The organism is Micromonospora sp. NPDC049201, from assembly GCF_055586805.1.
In genome coordinates this window covers 142814-161629 of the sequence record NZ_JBVJHM010000009.1, presented here as the reverse complement: position 1 = coordinate 161629, position 18816 = coordinate 142814, and the positions used below count along the sequence as shown (strand labels likewise).

Genomic DNA, 18816 nt, shown 5'->3' with positions numbered 1-18816 from the left:
GGCCACCGCCCCGGCGAGCGGCGACCCGGCCCGGCCCGGTACGGCCGGTCAGGCGCGGCGCCGGTAGGCCCGGACGGCCAGCGGCGCGCAGACCGCGATGATCGCCACGGTCCAGATCAGTGACCGGGTCACCGGCCCGGCGACCGGCCCGCCGAGGATCAGGCCCCGAGCCGCGGTCATCACGTCGGCCACCGGGTTCACGCCGACCCACCACTGCAACCAGCCGGGCATCGTGTCGGTGGGCGCCATCATGTTGGTGCCGAACGTCAGCGGGAACATCACCAGGAACGCGGTCCCCTGCACCGCGCTCGGGCTACGCATCAGCACGCCGAGCAGCACCCCGACCCAGCTCACCGCGAACGCGAACGCGATGGTCAGCAAACACGCCGCCAGCGTGGACAGCGGATCGGTGCCGATCCGGAAGCCGATGGCGTAGCCGAACGTGAACAGCACCACGATCGAGACCACGAACCGCACCAGGTCGCCGACCACGGAGCCGACAAGCGGCGCGGACCGGGCGATCGGCAGGCTGCGGAACCTGTCGAAGACGCCCTTCTCGATGTCGGTGTTGAGGCTGACGCCGGTCGCGACGGACGCGAACAGCACGGTCTGCACCATGATCGCGGGGAGCAGGAACTCCAGGTACTCGTGCTGCGAGCCGGAGATCGCGCCGCCCAGCAGGTAGACGAAGATCAGCACGAAGACGATCGGTTGGAGCGTCACGTCGAGGAGCTGCTCCGGCGTGCGGAGCGTCTTGATCAGGCTGCGGCCGGCGAGCGCGAGGCTGTGCCGGACCAGCCCGAACGGGCGGGCGCCGGGCCGGGGCGCCCGGGTCCGGGGCGGCGTCGCCGCCGGGTGCGTGGTCGTGGTCATGCCGCCACCTCCGTGGGCTGTTCGGCGCCGTGGCCGGTCAACGTGAAGAACACCTCGTCCAGGCTGGGCAGCCGTAGCGCCAGCTCGACCACCCCGATGCCGGCGTCGTCGAGCCGGCGGACGACCGCGGTGAACGCCGCGTCGCCCTCCACCGGCACGGTGAGCAGGCCGGGCCGGGGGAGTTCGGGTTCGGCGCCGGTGGCGGCGCGCAGGATGTCGGCGACCTCGCCGATCCGCTCCGGCTCGGTCGGCCGGACCACGATGGTCTGGCTGCCGGCGATGCGCTTCAGCTCGGCCGGCGTGCCGTGGGCGATGACCCGGCCGTGGTCGATCACCGAGATCTCGTCGGCCAGCGCGTCCGCCTCGTCCAGGTACTGCGTGGTGAGCAGCACCGTCGAGCCGTCGTCGACGAGCGAGCGGACCACCCCCCACATCTCCTCGCGCTTGGCCGGGTCCAGGCCGGTCGTCGGCTCGTCCAGGTAGATCACCTCCGGCCGGCCGACCAGGCTCGCGGCCAGGTCCAGCCGGCGGCGCATGCCACCGGAGTACGTCTTGGCCGGCCGTCCGGCGGCGGCGGTCAGGTCGAACCAGGCGAGCAGTTCGGCCGCCCGCGCCCGGGCGTCGCGCCGGCTCAGGTCCAGCAGCCGGCCGATCAGCACCAGGTTCTGCGTACCGGTCAGGTCCTCGTCGACCGACGCGTACTGCCCGGTCAGGCCGATCAGCCGGCGGACCCGGGCGGCGTCGGCGACCACGTCGTGACCGCCGACGGTGGCCCGCCCCCCGTCCGGGCGCAGCAGGGTGGCGAGGATGCGTACCGCGGTGGTCTTGCCGGCGCCGTTCGGCCCCAGCACCCCCAGCACGGTCCCCCGTCGTGCGGCGAGGTCGATCCCGGCCAGCGCGGTCGTCGATCCGAACCGCTTGACCAGGCCCTCCGCCTCGAATGCGTAACTCATGGCACCGACCATGGCGGGTGCCGCTGGCAGCGCGCGCACACGACGCTGACACCGGTACGCACACCGCGCCGCCGACCGGCGGGAGGTGCTCGCCCGCCGCGCCCGCCGACCACCTGGACCGGTGAACGGCCGGCCCGGATGGCGGTGGCGAGGTGCGCCGTCCGGCCCGGATGGCGGTGGCGAGGTGCGCCGTCCGGCCCGACTGGGCATACTCGCCGGATGTCCGATCAGTCCCGGCGCCCGGCGGCGTCGCCGATGCTGGCCGCGCTGCGCGCCGGCACAGGCGACCACCACGCCGCCGTGGAACGGCGGCTCGGCCTGCCCGACCGGATCCGCTCCCGAGGCGATCTGGCCGCCGCGCTGGCCGGGCTGCTCGCCGCCTGGTCGCCGCTGGAGCGGGATCTCGCCGCCGCCGACTGGTCCGGGCTCCCGCTCGACCCCCGGCTGGGCGGGGCCACCGCGTTGCTCCGCGCCGACCTGGCCGCCCTCGGCGTCGCGCCGGACGGGCCGGTCGCCGGTTCGTCGGGCCTCCGCTTCGACACCCTCGCCCGGGCGGTCGGCGGCCGGTACGTCCTGCTCGGCAGCGCCCTGGGCGGCAGCGTCATCGCGCCGGAGGTGGAGCGCCGGCTGGGGCTGGCCGAGGGGGAGGCGACCCGGTTCTTCCGCCGCAGCGGGGGCTCGCCGGGGCGCGACTGGCGGGACTTCCGGCGCGCGCTGGCCGGGCGGGAGTGGGCGGCAGCGGAGCTGCGGGACGCCGCCGAGGCGGCCCGGCGGACCTTCGACGTCGTGGGCGACGCCGCTCGCGCGGCCTGAGCCTCAGGGGCGGTCCAGGCGCTCGGCGTACGCGTCGCGCAGCGCCGCCCAGTCGAATTCCTTCGCCTCCGCGCCGCGGATCGGGCCGACCGGGTCGCCGTCGAGCAGGTGCCCGGCGACGTCCAGGCAGAGGTGCCAGCCGGCGGCCACCATCGGGGCCAGGTCGGGCCGGTCGACGCGGTGCCGCAACGTGAGTGTGGTGCCGGCGTCGGTCGGGGTCAGCTCCCAGCGGAGCAGGGCGGTGCCCCAGGTGTACTCCAGCACGCGCGGGCGGTCCGCGCGCAGGATCGTGGCCGGCGCCGGGTGCGCCCGGTCGCCGTCGACCGTGCGGAGTGTGGTCTCGCCGGGGCTGCCCAGGTCGCGGTCGGCCAGGAACGGGGCCCACTCGGCGAGCTGCGCCGGGTCGGTCAGCGCGGTCCAGACCCGCTCGGGCGGGTGCCGCAGGCCGCGGACGAGGACCAGGTCCCACCGGTCGTCGACCGGAACCCGGTCGACGTCGGCGAGCGGGCCGGGGCGGAAGCTGTCACGCTGCATCGTCACTCCTGACGGTCGAGATGGCGCTCCAGGGCGTCGAGGTGTTCGGTCCACATCAGCCGGTACGGCCCGAGCCAGTCGTCCACCGCCCGCAGCGGCCCGGTGTCGACCCGGTAGATCCGCCGTTGGGCCGCGCTGCGGCAGGTGACCAGGCCCGCCTCGCGCAGCACCCGGAGGTGTTTGGAGACGGTCGGCTGGCTCATGCCCAGCGCGTCCACCAGGTCGCCGACGCTGCTCTCCGCCCGGCGCAGCCGGTCGAGGATGCGGCGGCGGGCGGGCTCGGCCAGTACGGCGAAGGCGTCCACGGGCACCCGTTCAATATGCCACACCGGTTATATGTCTGTGGAGGCATAGAGGGTGTCCCTATGCTCGGGGCATGGAACTGCGGATCTTCACCGAACCCCAGCAGGGTGCCAGCTACGACCAGTTGCTCGCCGTGGCCCGCCGCGCGGAGGAGACCGGCTTCGCCGCGTTCTTCCGCTCCGACCACTACCTGAAAATGGGCTCGGTGAGCGGCGATCCCGGACCGACCGACGCCTGGACCACACTCGCTGGCCTGGCCCGGGACACCACCCGGATCCGGCTCGGCACGCTGATGAGCGCCGTCACGTTCCGGCTCCCCGGCCCGCTCGCCATCACCGTGGCGCAGGTCGACCAGATGAGCGGCGGCCGGGTCGAGCTGGGCATCGGCGCCGGCTGGTACGCCGAGGAGCACGCCGCGTACGGCATCCCGTTCCCGCCGGTGGGCGAGCGGTTCGACCGACTGGAGGAGCAACTCGCGGTCATCACCGGACTCTGGTCCACCCCGGCCGGTGCCACGTTCGACTTCCCCGGCACGTACTACCCGGTCACCGACTCGCCGGCGCTGCCCAAGCCGGTGCAGCGGCCCCGCCCGCCGGTCCTGCTCGGCGGTCGCGGCCCGAAGCGCACGCCCGGCCTGGCCGCCCGGTACGCCGACGAGTTCAACATGCCGTTCGCCTCGGTCGACGACACGACGGCCCAGTTCCGACGGGTGCGGGACGCCTGTGTCGAGATCGACCGGGACCCGGCCACGATGACCTGGTCCAACGCGCTGGTGCTCTGCTGCGGCCGGAACGACGCCGAGGTGGCCCGGCGCGCCGAGGCGATCGGCCGGGAGCCCGCCGAACTGCGTGCGAACGGCGCCGCGGGCACGCCCGCCGAGGTGGTCGACACGCTCGGCCGGTACGCCGAGGCGGGCAGCAGCCGGATCTACCTCCAGGTGCTCGACCTGGCCGACCTGGACCACCTGGAACTGGTCGCCGCCGAGGTGATGCCGCAGCTCTGAGCGCGGACCGCGACCAGGGCCGGGGCTCTCAGCCCGCCGTCGCCCGCCGGATCGTGTCGAGCCGGCCGTCGCGGTCGCTGTCCAGGTACGTCAGGTCCGGGACGCCGTCGCCGTCCAGGTCGACCTGCACCACGTCGGCCACGCCGTCGCCGTCGAGGTCGGTGACCACCTCGACGGAGCCGTCCAGATGCCGGGTCACGATCGACCGGCCCGGCCCCTCGCGTGGCGGCGGCCCCGGGTGGGGCACCGGGTCCGGCTCGGGTTCCGGCGTCGGCACCGGCGCGGTCAGGTCCGGACCGGCCTCGGTCAGGTCGGGGCCGACGCCGGTCGGGTCGATCTCCTCCTCCGACGGGTACACGTCGCCGCGGAGGCTCGGGTCGCGGTAGCTGCTCATCCGTCCAGGATTCCCGCTGCGACCCCGAAGCAACCCTGCCCGCGCCGGATGGCGGATGATGCAGCGCATGACCGACACCAACTGGGCCGGCAACGTCCGTTGGTCGGCCCGGGCCCGGCACCGGCCGACCTCCCTCGACGAACTGCGCCGGCTGGTCGCCGGGGCGGACCGGATCCGGGCCGTCGGCACCGGCCACTCGTTCAACCGGCTCGGCGACACCACGGGCGTCCAGGTCGCGCTGGACGGGTTGCCACCCACCGTCGCGCTCGACCCCGACCGCGGCACCGTCACGGTCGCCGCCGGCCTGCGCCACGGCGACCTGGCCACCACACTGCACGCCCAGGGGTACGCGCTGGCGAACCTCGCCTCGCTGCCGCACATCTCGGTGGCCGGCTCGGTCGCCACCGCCACCCACGGCTCCGGCGTCGCCAACCGCAACCTGGCCGCCGCCGTCGCCGGACTGGAACTGGTCACCGCCGACGGCGACCTGCTCACGGTCGACCGGACCGACAGCCGGTTCGCCGGCCTGGTGGTCAACCTCGGCGCGCTGGGCGTGGTCACCCGGCTCACGCTCGACGTGGTCCCCACGTTCACGGTGCGGCAGTACGTCCGGCTCGGCCTGCCCCGCGCCGCGCTCGACGAGGCGCTGGAAGCCGCGTACAGCGTCAGCGTCTTCACCGGCTGGCGGTCGGCGCGCTTCGACCAGGTGTGGATCAAGCAGCTTGCCGACCAGGCGCCGCCGCCGGCCGACTGGCTGGACACGGCGGCGGCCGAGACGCCGCAGCACCCGGTGCCCGGCATGTCACCCGAGCACTGCACCGCGCAGTTCGGCGAGCCCGGGCCGTGGCACGAGCGGCTGCCGCACTTCCGGCTCGGCTTCACCCCGAGCAGCGGCGACGAGTTGCAGTCCGAGTGGCACGTGGCCCGCGCCGACGCGGCGGCGGCGCTCGCCGCGCTCGACCCGGTCGCCGAGCGGATCGCCGCCGTGCTCCAGATCTGCGAGCTGCGTACGGTGGCCGCCGACGAGCTGTGGCTGAGCCCGAACTTCCGCCGGGACACGCTGGCGCTGCACTTCACCTGGATCGGCGACCCGGCGGCGGTCGCGCCGGTGCTGGCCGAGGTGGAGCAGCGGCTCGCCCCGTTCGCGCCGCGCCCGCACTGGGGCAAGCTGTTCGACCGGGACCCGGCCGCCGCGTACCCCCGGCACGCCGACTTCGTCGCGCTGCTGCGCGAGTTCGACCCGGCCGGGAAGTTCCGCACCGCGGAGCTGGACCGCTACTTCCCCCGCGACTGAGGGGCCGGGCATGCGCTCCCGGCCCTCGCTTCGCCCGGTGCGGTCGCCCATGCGGCTCAGCGACCGGCGGACGTCTGCTGGCGCAGGCTGCCGCGCTGCACCGCGCGGCTGATGTCGCTGGGCGAGACGATCCCGACCAACTGGTCGTCGATCACCACCAGCGCGCGGCCGTCGGTGCACTCGTTGAGCCGGGGGAGCAGGTCGGTGAGCTGTTCCTCCGGGCGGGCGAGCACCAGCTCGTCGGCCCGGCAGGACACCTCGGCCAGCGTGGTGGACGCGCGGCGGTCCGGGGCGGTGCCGCGTACCCGGTCGAGGGTGACCAGACCGACCGGCCGGCCGTCGGTGGTCAGCGGCAGCGCCGAGTGCCGGTACGCGAACAGGTAGTGGTCGACGAAGTCGGCCACGGTCAGGTCACCGGACGCGGTCTGCGGCTGCGGCGTCATGACGTCGCCGACCCGGACGCCGCGCAGCGCGTCACCGACGCGCGCCTGCCGCTCCTCCTGCCCGGCCGCGCCGATCAGGAACCAACCGATCAGCGCCAGCCAGAGCCCACCGAACCCGGCGCCGCTGAGGAACCGCCACAGCCCGAGCCCGATCAGCACGATCCCAAGCACCCGGCCGGCGCCGGCGGCCACCACCGAGGCCCGGGTCCGGTCACCGGTGGCCTTCCACACCGCCGCCCGCAGCAGCCGGCCACCGTCCAGCGGCGCGGCCGGCAGCACGTTGAAGAGCGCCAGCAGCACGTTGATGCCGGCCAGCCAGGAGAGCGCGCCGAGCAGCAGACCGTGCCCGCCGGCCACCGCGACGGCCACCGCGATCGCGCCGAACACCACACCGATGATCAGGCTGACCAGCGGCCCGACGCCGGCGATCCGCAGCTCGGCGCCGGGGTCCTTCGCCTCGCCCTTCAGCTCGGCGACACCGCCGAAGAGCCAGAGCGTGATGCCCTCGACCTCGATGCCGTTGCGCTTGGCCACCACCGCGTGCGACACCTCGTGGGCGAGCAGCCCGAGGAAGAAGACCACCGCGGCGGCCAGGCCGGCCGCGACGTAGGCGATCGTGGAATGGCCGGGGTACGAGCGCGGGAACAGGCTGGCCGACAGCGTCCAGGCGATCAGCACGAAGATGACCAGGACACTCCAGTTGACGCCGACGGGTACGCCCGCGATCCGACCGAGCCGGAAACTCGCCCTCATCGTTCCGTCATACCCAGCGCGTCGCTCCGGTAACGGAGTATGCGCCGACTATGCTGAGAGTATGACGCGGCGCATCACCATCAGCCTTCCCGACGACGTCGCCGAGTACGTCGAGCGCTCACACGGCACGACGTCCGGCTTCATCGCGGACGTCCTGCGGCGAAAGATGCGGGCGGACGGGCTACGGGCACGCTGGGCTGAGCACGGATACGTGGTCACCGACGAAGACGTCGAACGCGCACGCCGCCGGTTGGCGGAGCGACCGCCGATCACCGACGAGCAACACGACCGGAACATGCGGTGGCTCCGCCAGTTCGGCGACGACGAGGGCTCGGCAGCGGCGTGAACGGGCTCGTCCTGGACACCTCCGCCCTGCTCGCGTACGCCTCGGGGGACAGCGTCGAGCCCGGTGCGCTGCTGACCCTCGCCCAGGAGGACCCCGAGCAGGAGGTCTGGATCCCGGCGCTCTGCCTGGGCCAGGCACAGCTCCAACTGGCCGGAACGCCGGCCACCGACCTGCTCGACCTGCTCCTCGACGCCGACCGGGACATCCGGGTCGCGGTGTACGACGGCCCGACCAGCCGGCGGGTAGCGCGGATCGCCGCGAGCGGCAAGGTGCCCCTCGACGTGGCCCACGCCGTCGCCGCCGCTGTCCTCTACCGCTGTTACCTGGTGACTCGGGATGCCTCGACGGTGGCTGCGGTGGCCCCACCCGACCTGGAGATTCTCGACATCGCTGACTCCTGGGAGTGAAGGGGTCCGCGTCGGCGAACCGCCAGCCGCGGTGGCAGACCGCCTCCAGGTTGATGCCGTGCCGCCGTCGATCAGCCAGAAGTGCGGCTTCGCCCCGGCCAGTCCGAAGCCGGTCGTGGCCGTCGGCTGGTTCGGGGTAGCGGCCAGCCGGTGACGCTACCCGGCCCGGTTGCGTCGGGGCGCCTCACTGACCACTGTCGGGGAGAACTCGTTGGCCGCCTCGACCGCCCACTCCAGCGCGTGGTCGGCCTCCTCCTCCCAGCCCGGCTCGCCGCCGACGAAGTGTGACCGGCCGGGGAACTCCCGGTACCCGGTGATCGCGGTGGAACCGCGGTAGAGGTTGGCGAGACTGCTGGCCAGCGACGGCGGGATCACGTGGTCCTCGCCACCGGCGGTGATCAGCAGCGGTGCCCGGTCGCCGCGCCTCTTGTCGATCTCGGTGGCCGAGTCCGGGTCCAGGTTGGCGAACGAGCCCTCGAACAGCACGTGCCCGGCACCGGGTACGGCGTACCGCTGCCAGGCGGCGTCGGACTCCGCGCGGGTGAGCGTGTTGCCGAAGGCGTACCGGAAGTCCTCGGCGGTGAACGGGACCGCGCGGTGCCGGTTGGCCGGGTTGTGCAGGATGGAGAACCCGGAGCGCAACGTGCTCAGCGGCAGCTTGAGCACCCCCTTGACCGGCGCGGGGTGTACGCCGACGACGGCGGCGCCGAGCCGGCGGTCCAGCAGCAGTTGGGCGATCAGACCGCCGAACGAGTGCCCCATGATGATCGGCGGTCGGGGCAGCTCCCGGATGATCGTCGCGTAGTGGTCGACGATGGTGGCGATCCGCTGGCCGGCGATCGGCGTGGGGTCGGCCCGCAGGTCTTCGACCTCGCGGTCCATGCCGGGCCAGGCCGGGGTGAGCACCCGAAAACCGCGCGCCGTGTACCGGTCGGCCCAGCGCTCCCAGCTTCGCGACGTCATCCAGAGCCCGTGGACGAGCACGATCGTGTCGACGCGTCCGGTCGGTACGCCCATGCCGCGGCTTACCCGGCCCGGCCGCCCCCACTCCCGACGCGGCTCGTTAAAAGGGGGCCCCTTCTATACCGGAGGCGTTAACAGGGGGCCCCTGCTTACACCTGACAAATGTCACGGGTGAGAGGTGACGGGCGCTGCGGGGACCCGAGGGTCGCGGGCCGGAGCATCATGGGCATGACCGACACCGCACCGGCCGTGGAACTGGCCGGACTCACCAAGACCTACGGCCCGGTGACCGCCGTGGACGGGCTCAGCCTGCGGATCACAGCCGGTGAGGTGGTGGCCTTCCTCGGCCCCAACGGCGCCGGCAAGACCACCACCGTGGACATGCTGCTCGGGCTGGCCCGACCGGACGCGGGCACGGCCCGGCTCTTCGGCGGCAGCCCGACCGACGCCGTCCGGCACGGCCGGGTCGCCGCCGTGATGCAGACCGGCGGGCTGCTCAAGGACCTCACCGTCGCCGAGACGGTACGGATGACCGCGCACTTCTACGGCCACACCCGGCCGGTGGCCGAGGTGCTGGAGCGCGCCGGCATCGCCGAGATCGCCGACCGGCAGGTGGGCAAGTGCTCCGGCGGCCAGCAGCAGCGGCTGCGGTTCGCCCTGGCGTTGCTGCCCGACCCGGACCTGATGGTGCTGGACGAGCCGACCACCGGCATGGACGTCGAGGGGCGGCGCGACTTCTGGCAGGCGATCCGGGCCGACGCCCGCTCCGGCCGGACCGTCCTGTTCGCCACCCACTACCTGGACGAGGCCGACGCGTACGCGGACCGGATCGTGCTGGTCCGGGCCGGTCGGGTGGTCGCCGACGGCACCACCGCCGAGATCAAGAACCTGGCCGCCGGCCGGGTGGTCCGGGCCACGCTGCCCGGCGCCGACCAGGCCGCGCTCGCCGCGCTGCCCGGCGTCCGCTCCGTCGAGGTACGCGGCGACGCGATCCTCGTGCACAGCGAGGACTCCGACGTCGTCGCCCGGCACCTGCTGACCCGCACCGACGCCCGGGACCTGGAGATCACCTCACGCAACCTCGAGGACGCGTTCCTCGCCCTGACCGCCGCCTGACCTGCCCGGGAGCCTCGCATGACCGCCACCACCTCACCCGACACCACCACCGGCCCGCGCCCGGCCGACCGCCGGCCGCCCGCCCTGGGTGGCTTCTCCGCCGCCGTGCTCGCCATCGAGATCCGCCGGGTCCTGCGCAACCGTCGCACGCTGATGTTCATCCTGGTCATGCCGGCGGTCTTCTTCCTCCTGTTCGGACTGCCGTCGCGCGGCGAGAAGCTCGACAACGGCCTGCCGGTCACCGGCTGGATCATGATCAGCCTGGCCGTGTACGCGGCCATGGTGGCCACCACCAGCGCCGGCGCGGCCGTCGCCACCGAGCGTGCGCTGGGCTGGAGCCGGCAGTTGCGGCTGACCCCGCTGCGCCCGGCCGCGTACGTGGCGACGAAGGTGGCCACCGCGATGGTGCTCGGGCTGCTCGGCGTGCTCGTCGAGTTCGGCGTCGGCGCCGCCTCCGGGGTGCGGTTGCCGGCCCACGTGTGGCTGGAGTCCGGCCTGACCGCGTGGATCGGCTCGCTGGTCTTCGCCGCGTTCGGCCTGTTCGTCGGCTACCTCGCCCCGGCCGAGAACGTCATGCAGTTCATGGGCCCGGCGCTGGCCATCCTGGCCATGCTGGGCGGTCTGTTCGTTCCGCTCGATCTGCTGCCCGACGTGATGCGGCAGATCGCCAAGTTCACCCCGGTGTACGGGGTCGGTCAGCTCGCTCGCGCGCCGCTGACCGGCACCGGGGTGGACTGGGCGGCGGTCGGCAACGTGGCCGCCTGGACCGCGTTCTTCGGTCTCGGCGCGGCCCGCCTGTTCCGCCGCGACACCACCCGGGTCTGACCGGGGCGGCGAGCACTAGCGTGGTGGGCGTGACGTCGCCGACCGCCCCGGCCCGGCCGGTGAGCCGCCGCCACTGGCGGTTCACCGGCTGGCTGCTGGCGGCGGTCTGGCTGTTCTTCCTCAACATCCCGTTCGGCACCGCCCTGCACCAGCCGGAGCTGTGGCGGCGACTGCTCGGAATCGCCTCGGTGATCACGTTCGCCGTGGCGTACGTGCTGATCTTCGAGTGGGGTCGGGCCCGCCGGCAGCAGCACCGCCCGATCCCGGCCGACCGGGCCCGGCTGCTGATCGCGGTGCTGCTCGCGCTCGGCCTGGCCGGCGTCCCGGGCACCGGCGGCGACTGGCTGACCACACTGGTCTTCGTGGCCGCCGCCGCGGTGTTCCTGCTGCCGCCGGTGGAGGCGCTGGTCGTGGTGGTGCTGGCCGCGGCGACCCCGCCGGTCACGTCGCGCCTGGTGCCCGGCTGGGAGTCGGAGAGCACTGTCGTCTTCGCGGTGCTGCTCGCCTCGTTCGCCATGTTCGGGGTGAGCCGGCTGGCCCAGCGCAACGGCGAACTCCAGGCCGCGCAGGCCGAGATCCGCCGGCTCGCGGTGGCCGAGGAGCGTGCCCGCACCGCCCGCGACCTGCACGATATCCTCGGGCACTCGCTGACCGTGGTGGCGGTGAAGGCCGAGCTTGCCGGCCGGCTGCTGGAGCTGGACCCGGCGCGGGCGGCCGTCGAGATCGCCGACGTGGAACGGCTGGCCCGGGAGGCGCTGGCCGACGTGCGGGGCACCGTCGGGGCGTACCGCGGGGTGGATCTGGCGTCCGAGGTGGCCGGCGCCCGGTCGGCGCTGGCCGCCGCGGGCATCGTCGCGGAGCTGCCGAGGACGGTGCCGGAGCTGCCGGCGGACCGGGACGAACTGTTCGGCTGGGCGGTCCGTGAGGGGGTGACGAACGTGGTGCGACACAGCGGCGCGCGGCGCTGCGTGATCCGGGTGGACCCGGCGGGGGTGGAGGTCCGCGACGACGGCCGGGGACCGGCCGGCGAGTCGGCGGGCGCCGGGCACGGGCTGGTCGGCCTGCGGGAGCGGGCGGCCCGGTTGGACGCCACCGTGACGGTGGCCCGGGAGCCCGGCGGGCGCGGGTTCCTGCTCCGGGTCACGGTGCCCGACCCCGACGGAGGGACACCCGGATGACCACGCCGATCAGACTGCTGCTCGCCGACGACCAGGCGCTGGTCCGGGGCGCGCTGGCCGCGTTGCTGTCGCTGGAACCGGACCTGACCGTGGTGGCGGAGGTGAGCCGCGGCGACGAGGTGGTGCCGGAGGCGCTGCGTACCCACCCGGACGTGGCGCTGCTCGACGTGGAGATGCCCGGCCTGGACGGGGTGACCGCCACGGCGGCGCTGCGGGCGGCGCTGCCCGGATGCCGGGTGCTGGTGGTGACCACGTTCGGCCGGCCCGGCTACCTGCGCCGGGCGATGGAGGCGGGCGCGAACGGCTTCGTGGTCAAGGACACCCCGGCCCGCCAGCTCGCCGACGCGGTCCGCCGGGTGCACGCCGGCCTGCGGGTGGTCGACCCGACGCTGGCCGCCGAGACGCTGGCCACCGGCGCGAGCCCGCTCACCGAGCGGGAGACCGAGGTGCTGCGGACGGCCCGGGGCGGCGGCACGGTGGCCGAGTTGGCGGCGACGCTGCACCTGTCCGAGGGCACCGTCCGCAACCATCTCTCGTCGGCCATCGGCAAGACCGGCGCCCGCAACCGCGCCGACGCGGTCCGGGTCGCGGAGGCCAACGGCTGGTTGCTGGGTTGAAGGAGGGGCCCCTGTTAACGCGCGGGTGTGAGAGGGGGACCCTTCTCTACCGGAGGCGTTAACAGGGGGCCCCTCCTTAACGGCGGTCGACGATGACGAGGGCGGTGCCGGGGGACAGTTCGGCGAGGAGTTGGCGTTGGGCGGCGCGGGTCAGCCGGATGCAGCCGTTGGTGACGTTCTTGCCGAGCGTGTCGTCGTTGTACCAGGTGTGCAGCCCGATGTGCGCGCCCCGCAGGCCGGTCGGCACCGCGTCCGGGTCGTCGGGGATCGCGCCGAGCGCGAAGATGTCGACGCCGCCGTAGACGTCCTGCGGCGGCGGGGTACGGCCCAGGATGAACGTGCGGCCGAGCGGGGTGAGCTGTCCGGGCATGCCGAGGCTGACCGGCCAGGTGTGCACCGCGCGCCCGTCGCGCAGCCAGGTGAGCCGGTGCGTGCGGCGTTCCACCACGATCTGGTCGCGCAGCGCGACCGTGGTCCAGCCGCCTTCCGGCAGCCAGGCGACGGTGCGGTTCGCGGAGGGGAGCAGCACCGCGGTCCACCCGGCGCGGCGCTCCACGATCGGCACGGTCAGCGGGACGTCGTTGATCGTCGGCGCGAGGAAGGCCCGGGGACGGCCGCCGGGCGCGTCGTACGCGGGGATCTTCCGGTCCGGCCGTGCCCCCTCGCGGAGCTGCCGGGTGTCGGTCGGCGTCGGGTCGGCGGGGAAGCCGCGCGGCGCCGGGTCGTAGGTGACCACCGGCAGGTCGGCGGGCGCGGGCGCGGCGGGCGGCACGGACTCCACAGGCGACGGCCGCGGTGACGCCGGCCCGGCCGGGGCCGGTTCGGCCGGGACCGGTTCGGCGCCGACCGGTGTGGGCGCCGGCGTGCCGGTGAGCGCGTGACCGACCAGCAGCGCGGTGGCCAACAGCAGCGGTACGCCGAGCGCGGCGAACAGCCAGCCGGGGACCCGCCGCCCGGTGACATGGGCATAATGCACGAAAGTGACTCTAACCGAGACGAAGCCCCCGCGCCGGAAACTGCCGGCACGGGGGCTTCACTCGGGGTACGGGCGAGGTCAGCTCACCTTCGCTCCGACGTGGATGGCGATGGCGTCGTGCGCGTTGACTGTCGCGGCGAACCAACCCGACGAGTCCACGGTGATCACCGGACCGCTGCACGACCCGTTGCTGAACGTGCCGTGGATGACGTCGCAGTAACGGCCGGCCGGCAGCCCGGTGTAGTAGGACCGCCCGCTCACCGCGGAGTCCTCGTCGTTGATCGTCAGGTAGCCCTTGCCGGCCCGGCTGAACGCGATGTGCTGGTAGCCGTTGTCGTACCAGTTGGCGACCGCGGCGCCCTCGGTGGCGTTGCGGAAGCCGACCATGTTGGCGATGACCGCCCAGCGGTGCTCGCACTCCCAGCCCGAGTAGCAGGTGGTGTTGGTGATCTTGTTGCTGCCGTCCGAGGGCGGGGCCTGGTCCTTGTTGCTGAACGTGAAGCTCGACATCACCGCCGGGGTGCCGTACGGCCAGGCCAGCATGAACGCGTTGGCGAGCGCGTACTCGCCGCGGTCGCGGTAGGTGAGTACGCCGCCGTCGCGCTGGGTGTCGTGGTTGTCGGTGAAGACCACCGCCGAGCCGCCCGGCAGGTAGCCCCAGGACTCGCCGAAGTTCTTCAGGTACGCCAGCCGCTCGTTGTTGAACATCCGGGCCAGGTCCTTGCCGTACCGGAACTCGTGCACGTCGCCGTTGCCGGTGTACTCGGTCGGCTGGACCGGCTCACCCGCGCCGTAGATGACCTCCTGCACGAGGTACGCCGGCCGGGACAGCTTGGCCTTGATCGCGGCGATGTCGGCGGCCGGCATGTGCTTGCTGCCGTCCAGCCGGAACCCGTCCACGCCGAGCGAGAGCAGGTCGTTGAGGTACGTCGCCAGCCGGGTGCGGACGTAGTCCGACTCGGTCTTGAGGTCGGCCAGGTTGACCAGCTCGCAGTTCTGCACCTCGTACCGGTCGTTGTAGTTGGCGATGTCGTTGTTGCCGTTGCGACCGCAGTAGTGGAAGTCCGCCGAGGAGTAGGTGCCCGGGTAGTTGTAGTGGCCGTACGACGTGCCGGCCCAGCCGGTGCCGCCGTTCTCCTGGCCGGACATGTGGTTGACCACCGCGTCGACGATCACCTTGACGCCGGCGTTGTGGCAGGTGTTCACCATGGACTGGAACTGGGCGCGGGTGCCCTTGCGGGACTCGATCCGGTAGCTGACCGGCTGGTAGGACACCCACCAGGGGCTGCTGTTGACGTGCTCCTGCGGCGGGGACACCTGGACGTAGCCGTAGCCCTTCGGGCCGAGCGTGCCGGTGCACTCGCTCGCCACCGACGTCCAGTTCCACTCGAAGAGCTGGACGATGACCTTCTTGCTGCCGGGCGTGGCGGCGGCGGCCGGGGGTGCCGCCACCGTGGTCGGGACGAGCAGGCCGGCGGCGAGGCCGAGGGCGAGCGCCGCGGCGCGGCGTCGACGTCGTTGCATCAGGACTCCTACGGGACGGGGGATGTGGGGGAGTGGAGCCTGGGGAGGCTTAAGTGCCGGCTTCTTGCAGCCGGTGCTGAAATTTTCCGCAAGGTTACGAGCATGTTGCAAGAAATGTCAACGCATGGGCATCCGTCGTTGCGTGCACCGCTACACGCGCGTCCGACCGGGACGGTTCGAGGAACCGGTCGAGAAATTCGCCACCGGAGGTGATCCGTCCGGGCCGTCGCTCCGTACCTGAGGTGGGAGCAGGGTCGGCCGGTGGGGGCGCCGCCGCGAGACGATCGAGGAGCAGATGGCCCGGGCACAGCAGAACGAGAAGGCGACGACCGTCCGGACCACCACCAGCAGCCGTGGTGTCCGGACCGTGTCGAAGTCCGCGATGGTGGCACTCACCGCCTCCGCACTCGGCCTCGCGTGGGCGGGTGTGGAGCTGGCCGGCGCCGGCGGCGCCATGTACGCGTACGGATTCTTCTTCACCGAGTTCTTCGCCGGGGTGGTCACCCTGGTCTCGCTCAGCCTCACCGTGATGCTGGGGCTGCTCGCCACCGACCGGCTGGTGCTGCTCATCCGGCACCGGGTGCTGCTCCAGTCCGCGCACCGCGCCACCGGCGTGCTCGGCGTGGTCGGGCTGGTCTTCCACGTCATCACCAAGATCGCGATCGGCCGGGCCGGGCCGACCGACGCGGTGGTGCCGTTCCTCGGCGGCAGCGGCCTCTACGTCGGGCTGGGCACCGTCGCCGCGCTGCTCATGGTGGGCGTGCTCTGGACCGGGCTGATCCGGGTCCGGTTCGCCGGCGTCGGTCCCAAGTGGTTCTGGCGCGCGCTGCACTCGATGGCGTACGTGTCCTGGCCGTTCGCGCTGTTCCACGGCCTCAACGCCGGCCGGGCCGCGAAGGGCTGGGTGGTGTTCAGCTATCTCGCCTGCGTGCTGCTCGTGGTGATGGCGCTGCTGGTGCGCCTCTCCGTCCACCTCGGCAAGCGCAGCCGCGAACAGCACCAGGCCGCCGCCCTGAACAAGGCGATGGCCGGCAAGAGCGAGGAACGTACCGGCGTGTTCGCGGCGCTGGCCCGCAGGAAGACCGCGGACAAGGACGAGAGTGCCGCCGGCCGGGGTCGGGGCGGGCGCTGGGCCGAGGCCACCGCCACCTGGACCGCGCCCGCCGGCACCGCCCGGCAGCGGGACCCCGAGCGGTTCGCCGTACCGGTGGTGCCGGAGCCCGGATCGCTGCGGGAGCCGGTCCGTGCCGCCGCCGCCCGGCGACGCGCCGAGGAGCCGGCCGAGCCGGCGCGGCGCGCCCGCACGCAGGAGGTCCCGGCCGCCCGGCGGTCCACCCGGAGCCGGGACACCGAGCGGGTGACCACCTCCACCCGGTTCCGCGACACCGAACGCGACACGGTGCGCCGGAGTCGGGACGAGGAGCTGGAGCCGGTCGCCGGCCGGCGCGACGGGGAACGGTCCCGTCGGCGCCGCCGGGACACCGAGGAGCGGGTCAGCCGCCGGTCCCGGGTCGACGAGGAGGCCGCCGCCCAGTACTCCGCGCCGCCGGAGAACGGCGGCCGGCACTCCGCGCCGCCGGACACCGGGGGTCGACACTCCGCCCCGCCGGACAGCAGCCGGTACGCCACCCCCGCCGAGGTGGCCCGCTACTCGGCCCCGCCCCGCCCGAGCGACGAGGCCGAGGAGCCGTGGGACAGCCCGCGCCGCTGGGCGAGCGAGCCGATCTCGGCCGGCCCGGTCTCGGCCGGCCCGATCTCCGGCACCCCGCTCTCGGCGGAGCCGCGCAGCGGGACCGGGCGACGCTACCGGGACGACGAGGACGTGCCGGAGGAGCCCGACTACTGGCGTCCGCCGGCCCGATACACCGCCGACGACGACGCGTTCGTCGACGACACCCCCACGCTTGTCGACCTCGCCTCCCGCCGGGCGATGCGGGCCACCAAGGACAGCCGCCCCAGCCGCCGGCGCAAGGCCGACGCGGACGCGGTCGACGGGGCGTACTGGGCCGGGCTGCGGGGTGAGGCCCGGTGAAGCGGACGGTCGTCCCCCCGGTCGCCTGCGTCGGGGAGCCCCGGCTCACCGCCGGGTTCGCCGAGTTCGGCCGGCTCGACCTGCTCGCCCACGAGGAGGTGCACGGCCCGATCGGCCCGATGGAGCCGGCCGCGCTGCTCCGGCTCGCCGAGGCGATCGACCTCAAGGGGAAGGGCGGGGCGGGCTTCCCGTTCGCCCGCAAGATGCGCGCCGTGCTGGAGTCCGCCGAACGGCAGGACCTCGCCACCGTGGTGGTGGTCAACGCCACCGAGGGCGAGCCGGCGAGCTGGAAGGACAAGGTGCTGCTCACCCGGGCCCCGCACCTCGTCCTGGACGGGGCCGCGCTCGCCGCGTTCGCGCTGGACGCCGAGGAGATCGTGATCGGGGTGGCCGACGACGACGTGGGCCGGCCCTCACTGACCGAGGCGTTGCAGGAACGGCGGATGCCGGTGCCGACCACCATCGTGACCGTGCCGCACCGGTTCATCTCCGGCGAGGGCGGCGCGCTCGTCAACGGCATCAACGGGCTGCCGCACATCCCACCCGGCACCAAGAAACGGTCAAGCGACTCCGGCGTCAACGGGCTGCCCACCCTGCTCTCCAACGCCGAGACGTACGCCCAGCTCGCGGTCGCCGCCCGGATCGGCCCGTACGAGTACGCGGCGCTCGGCACCGACGACGAGCCGGGCACCGTGCTGCTCACCGTCACCGGGTCGGCGAAGCGACCAGCCGTGGTGGAGTGTGCCGCCGGCACCCCGCTGCGCGAGATCCTCGACCTGTGCGAGGTGCCCCCCGGGCCGGGCATCCTGATGGGCGGCTACCACGGCAAGTGGATCAGCGCCGAGGCGGCGGAGCGGGCCGAGGTCTCCCGCAAGGGGTTGGCCGCGGTCGGCGGCACACTCGGCGCCGGCATCATCGTGCCGCTCGGCACCGACACCTGCCCGCTCGGCGAGGCCGCCCAGGTGGTCCGCTACCTGGCCGGCGAGTCCGCCGGCCAGTGCGGCCCGTGCAAGATGGGCCTGCCCGACCTGGCCCGCTCCGTCGACCTCGCGGTCTCCGGCAGCGCGCCGATCGAGCTGGTCCGGGCCGCGGCCGGCGACGTGAAGGGACGCGGCGCGTGCAGCCACCCGGACGGCACCGCCCGGTTCGCGCTGTCCGCCATGGAGGTGTTCGCCGACGACCTGCGGCTGCACGCCACCGGGGAGGGCTGCGGCAAACGCGTCAAGGGCACCATGGGCCTGCCCGGCGCGCCCGACGGCAACCCGCAGAAACTCACCCTGGACTGGTCCCGCTGCGACGGGCACGGGCTCTGCGCGCACGTGGTGCCGGACTTCATCCGGCTCGACGGCAACGGCTACCCGGCCTTCCCACCCACCCCGGTGCCGACCTGGCTGCGCGAGGGCGCGCTCAAGGCGGTCAAGGTCTGCCCCGAACTCGCGCTCCGGCTGGTCAAGGCCGAGTAGCCGGCC

At 73.8% G+C, this 18816-nt stretch carries 20 protein-coding genes; 11 read left to right on the top strand and 9 right to left on the bottom strand.

Features of this window, described 5'->3' with window-relative positions:
• Positions 1-48: 48 nt before the first annotated feature.
• Both ACZ6O5_RS20910 and ACZ6O5_RS20905 read right to left on the bottom strand, forming a co-directional pair.
• Complete coding sequence (locus ACZ6O5_RS20910; protein ID WP_343445698.1) at positions 49-873, bottom strand: ABC transporter permease; 825 nt, start codon at positions 871-873, stop codon at positions 49-51.
• Positions 870-1826, bottom strand: a complete 957-nt coding sequence (locus ACZ6O5_RS20905; RefSeq protein WP_425787564.1) for an ATP-binding cassette domain-containing protein — start codon at positions 1824-1826, stop codon at positions 870-872. The genes ACZ6O5_RS20910 and ACZ6O5_RS20905 overlap by 4 nt, the downstream gene beginning before the upstream one ends.
• A gap of 219 nt (positions 1827-2045) precedes the next feature.
• Between ACZ6O5_RS20905 and ACZ6O5_RS20900 the strand changes: the two genes are divergently transcribed.
• Positions 2046-2639 carry a biliverdin-producing heme oxygenase gene (locus ACZ6O5_RS20900; protein ID WP_465979337.1) on the top strand — a complete coding sequence of 198 codons (594 nt, stop codon included), beginning with the start codon at positions 2046-2048 and terminating at the stop codon, positions 2637-2639.
• A 3-nt stretch (positions 2640-2642) separates the two neighbouring features.
• Here ACZ6O5_RS20900 and ACZ6O5_RS20895 read toward each other — a convergent pair whose 3' ends face one another.
• Both ACZ6O5_RS20895 and ACZ6O5_RS20890 read right to left on the bottom strand, forming a co-directional pair.
• Positions 2643-3173, bottom strand: coding sequence for an SRPBCC family protein (locus ACZ6O5_RS20895; protein WP_465979335.1), 531 nt, complete (start codon positions 3171-3173; stop codon positions 2643-2645).
• 2 nt (positions 3174-3175) lie between these two features.
• Positions 3176-3484, bottom strand: coding sequence for an ArsR/SmtB family transcription factor (locus ACZ6O5_RS20890; protein ID WP_405090740.1), 309 nt, complete (start codon positions 3482-3484; stop codon positions 3176-3178).
• A 65-nt stretch (positions 3485-3549) separates the two neighbouring features.
• Between ACZ6O5_RS20890 and ACZ6O5_RS20885 the strand changes: the two genes are divergently transcribed.
• Positions 3550-4479: an LLM class F420-dependent oxidoreductase gene (locus ACZ6O5_RS20885; RefSeq protein WP_465979333.1), complete on the top strand. Its 930-nt coding sequence runs from the start codon at positions 3550-3552 to the stop codon at positions 4477-4479.
• Positions 4480-4507: 28 nt separating this feature from the next.
• Here the strand turns inward: ACZ6O5_RS20885 and ACZ6O5_RS20880 are convergent, their stop codons facing one another.
• Positions 4508-4873: a hypothetical protein gene (locus ACZ6O5_RS20880; RefSeq protein WP_405090738.1), complete on the bottom strand. Its 366-nt coding sequence runs from the start codon at positions 4871-4873 to the stop codon at positions 4508-4510.
• A gap of 67 nt (positions 4874-4940) precedes the next feature.
• Here ACZ6O5_RS20880 and ACZ6O5_RS20875 point away from each other — a divergent pair, with 67 nt between their 5' ends.
• Positions 4941-6167 (top strand): FAD-binding protein, encoded by a 1227-nt coding sequence (locus tag ACZ6O5_RS20875; protein WP_465979331.1) that lies wholly within the window; start codon positions 4941-4943, stop codon positions 6165-6167.
• Positions 6168-6223: 56 nt separating this feature from the next.
• On the opposite strand, the gene ACZ6O5_RS20870 is transcribed toward ACZ6O5_RS20875, so the two are convergent.
• Positions 6224-7363, bottom strand: coding sequence for a site-2 protease family protein (locus ACZ6O5_RS20870; RefSeq protein ID WP_465979329.1), 1140 nt, complete (start codon positions 7361-7363; stop codon positions 6224-6226).
• Between the two features lie 61 nt (positions 7364-7424).
• Between ACZ6O5_RS20870 and ACZ6O5_RS20865 the strand changes: the two genes are divergently transcribed.
• The gene (locus ACZ6O5_RS20865; protein WP_396775662.1) at positions 7425-7709 is read left to right on the top strand and encodes a hypothetical protein; all 285 of its coding nucleotides are present in this window, start codon (positions 7425-7427) and stop codon (positions 7707-7709) included.
• Positions 7706-8116, top strand: a complete 411-nt coding sequence (locus tag ACZ6O5_RS20860; protein WP_465979326.1) for a hypothetical protein — start codon at positions 7706-7708, stop codon at positions 8114-8116. Before ACZ6O5_RS20865 ends, ACZ6O5_RS20860 begins: the two co-directional genes overlap by 4 nt.
• Positions 8117-8272: 156 nt before the next feature.
• Here ACZ6O5_RS20860 and ACZ6O5_RS20855 read toward each other — a convergent pair whose 3' ends face one another.
• Positions 8273-9133, bottom strand: coding sequence for an alpha/beta hydrolase (locus ACZ6O5_RS20855; protein WP_465979324.1), 861 nt, complete (start codon positions 9131-9133; stop codon positions 8273-8275).
• Positions 9134-9307: 174 nt separating this feature from the next.
• On the opposite strand from ACZ6O5_RS20855, the gene ACZ6O5_RS20850 reads away from it, so the two are divergent.
• Genes ACZ6O5_RS20850 through ACZ6O5_RS20835 form a run of 4 tightly spaced genes read left to right on the top strand, consistent with a single transcriptional unit; the run spans position 9308 to position 12815 of the window.
• Positions 9308-10195 carry an ABC transporter ATP-binding protein gene (locus ACZ6O5_RS20850; RefSeq protein WP_465979322.1) on the top strand — a complete coding sequence of 296 codons (888 nt, stop codon included), beginning with the start codon at positions 9308-9310 and terminating at the stop codon, positions 10193-10195.
• Positions 10196-10213: 18 nt separating this feature from the next.
• Positions 10214-11020 (top strand): ABC transporter permease, encoded by an 807-nt coding sequence (locus ACZ6O5_RS20845; protein ID WP_465979320.1) that lies wholly within the window; start codon positions 10214-10216, stop codon positions 11018-11020.
• A 29-nt stretch (positions 11021-11049) separates the two neighbouring features.
• Positions 11050-12198 carry a sensor histidine kinase gene (locus ACZ6O5_RS20840; protein WP_465979318.1) on the top strand — a complete coding sequence of 383 codons (1149 nt, stop codon included), beginning with the start codon at positions 11050-11052 and terminating at the stop codon, positions 12196-12198.
• On the top strand, positions 12195-12815 hold the full coding sequence (locus ACZ6O5_RS20835) for a response regulator transcription factor (protein WP_465979316.1): 621 nt from the start codon (positions 12195-12197) through the stop codon (positions 12813-12815). Before ACZ6O5_RS20840 ends, ACZ6O5_RS20835 begins: the two co-directional genes overlap by 4 nt.
• A 76-nt stretch (positions 12816-12891) precedes the next feature.
• On the opposite strand, the gene ACZ6O5_RS20830 is transcribed toward ACZ6O5_RS20835, so the two are convergent.
• Positions 12892-13791, bottom strand: a complete 900-nt coding sequence (locus tag ACZ6O5_RS20830; protein ID WP_465979314.1) for a L,D-transpeptidase — start codon at positions 13789-13791, stop codon at positions 12892-12894.
• A gap of 78 nt (positions 13792-13869) precedes the next feature.
• Entirely contained in the window at positions 13870-15315 is a 1446-nt protein-coding gene (locus ACZ6O5_RS20825; protein ID WP_465979312.1) for an alpha-amylase, read from the bottom strand.
• Between the two features lie 295 nt (positions 15316-15610).
• On the opposite strand from ACZ6O5_RS20825, the gene ACZ6O5_RS20820 reads away from it, so the two are divergent.
• Together ACZ6O5_RS20820 and ACZ6O5_RS20815 are read left to right on the top strand one after the other, a co-directional pair.
• Positions 15611-17347 carry a hypothetical protein gene (locus tag ACZ6O5_RS20820; RefSeq protein ID WP_465979310.1) on the top strand — a complete coding sequence of 579 codons (1737 nt, stop codon included), beginning with the start codon at positions 15611-15613 and terminating at the stop codon, positions 17345-17347.
• Positions 17344-18810, top strand: a complete 1467-nt coding sequence (locus ACZ6O5_RS20815) for an NADH-ubiquinone oxidoreductase-F iron-sulfur binding region domain-containing protein (protein ID WP_465979308.1) — start codon at positions 17344-17346, stop codon at positions 18808-18810. Before ACZ6O5_RS20820 ends, ACZ6O5_RS20815 begins: the two co-directional genes overlap by 4 nt.
• Positions 18811-18816 lie beyond the last annotated feature (6 nt).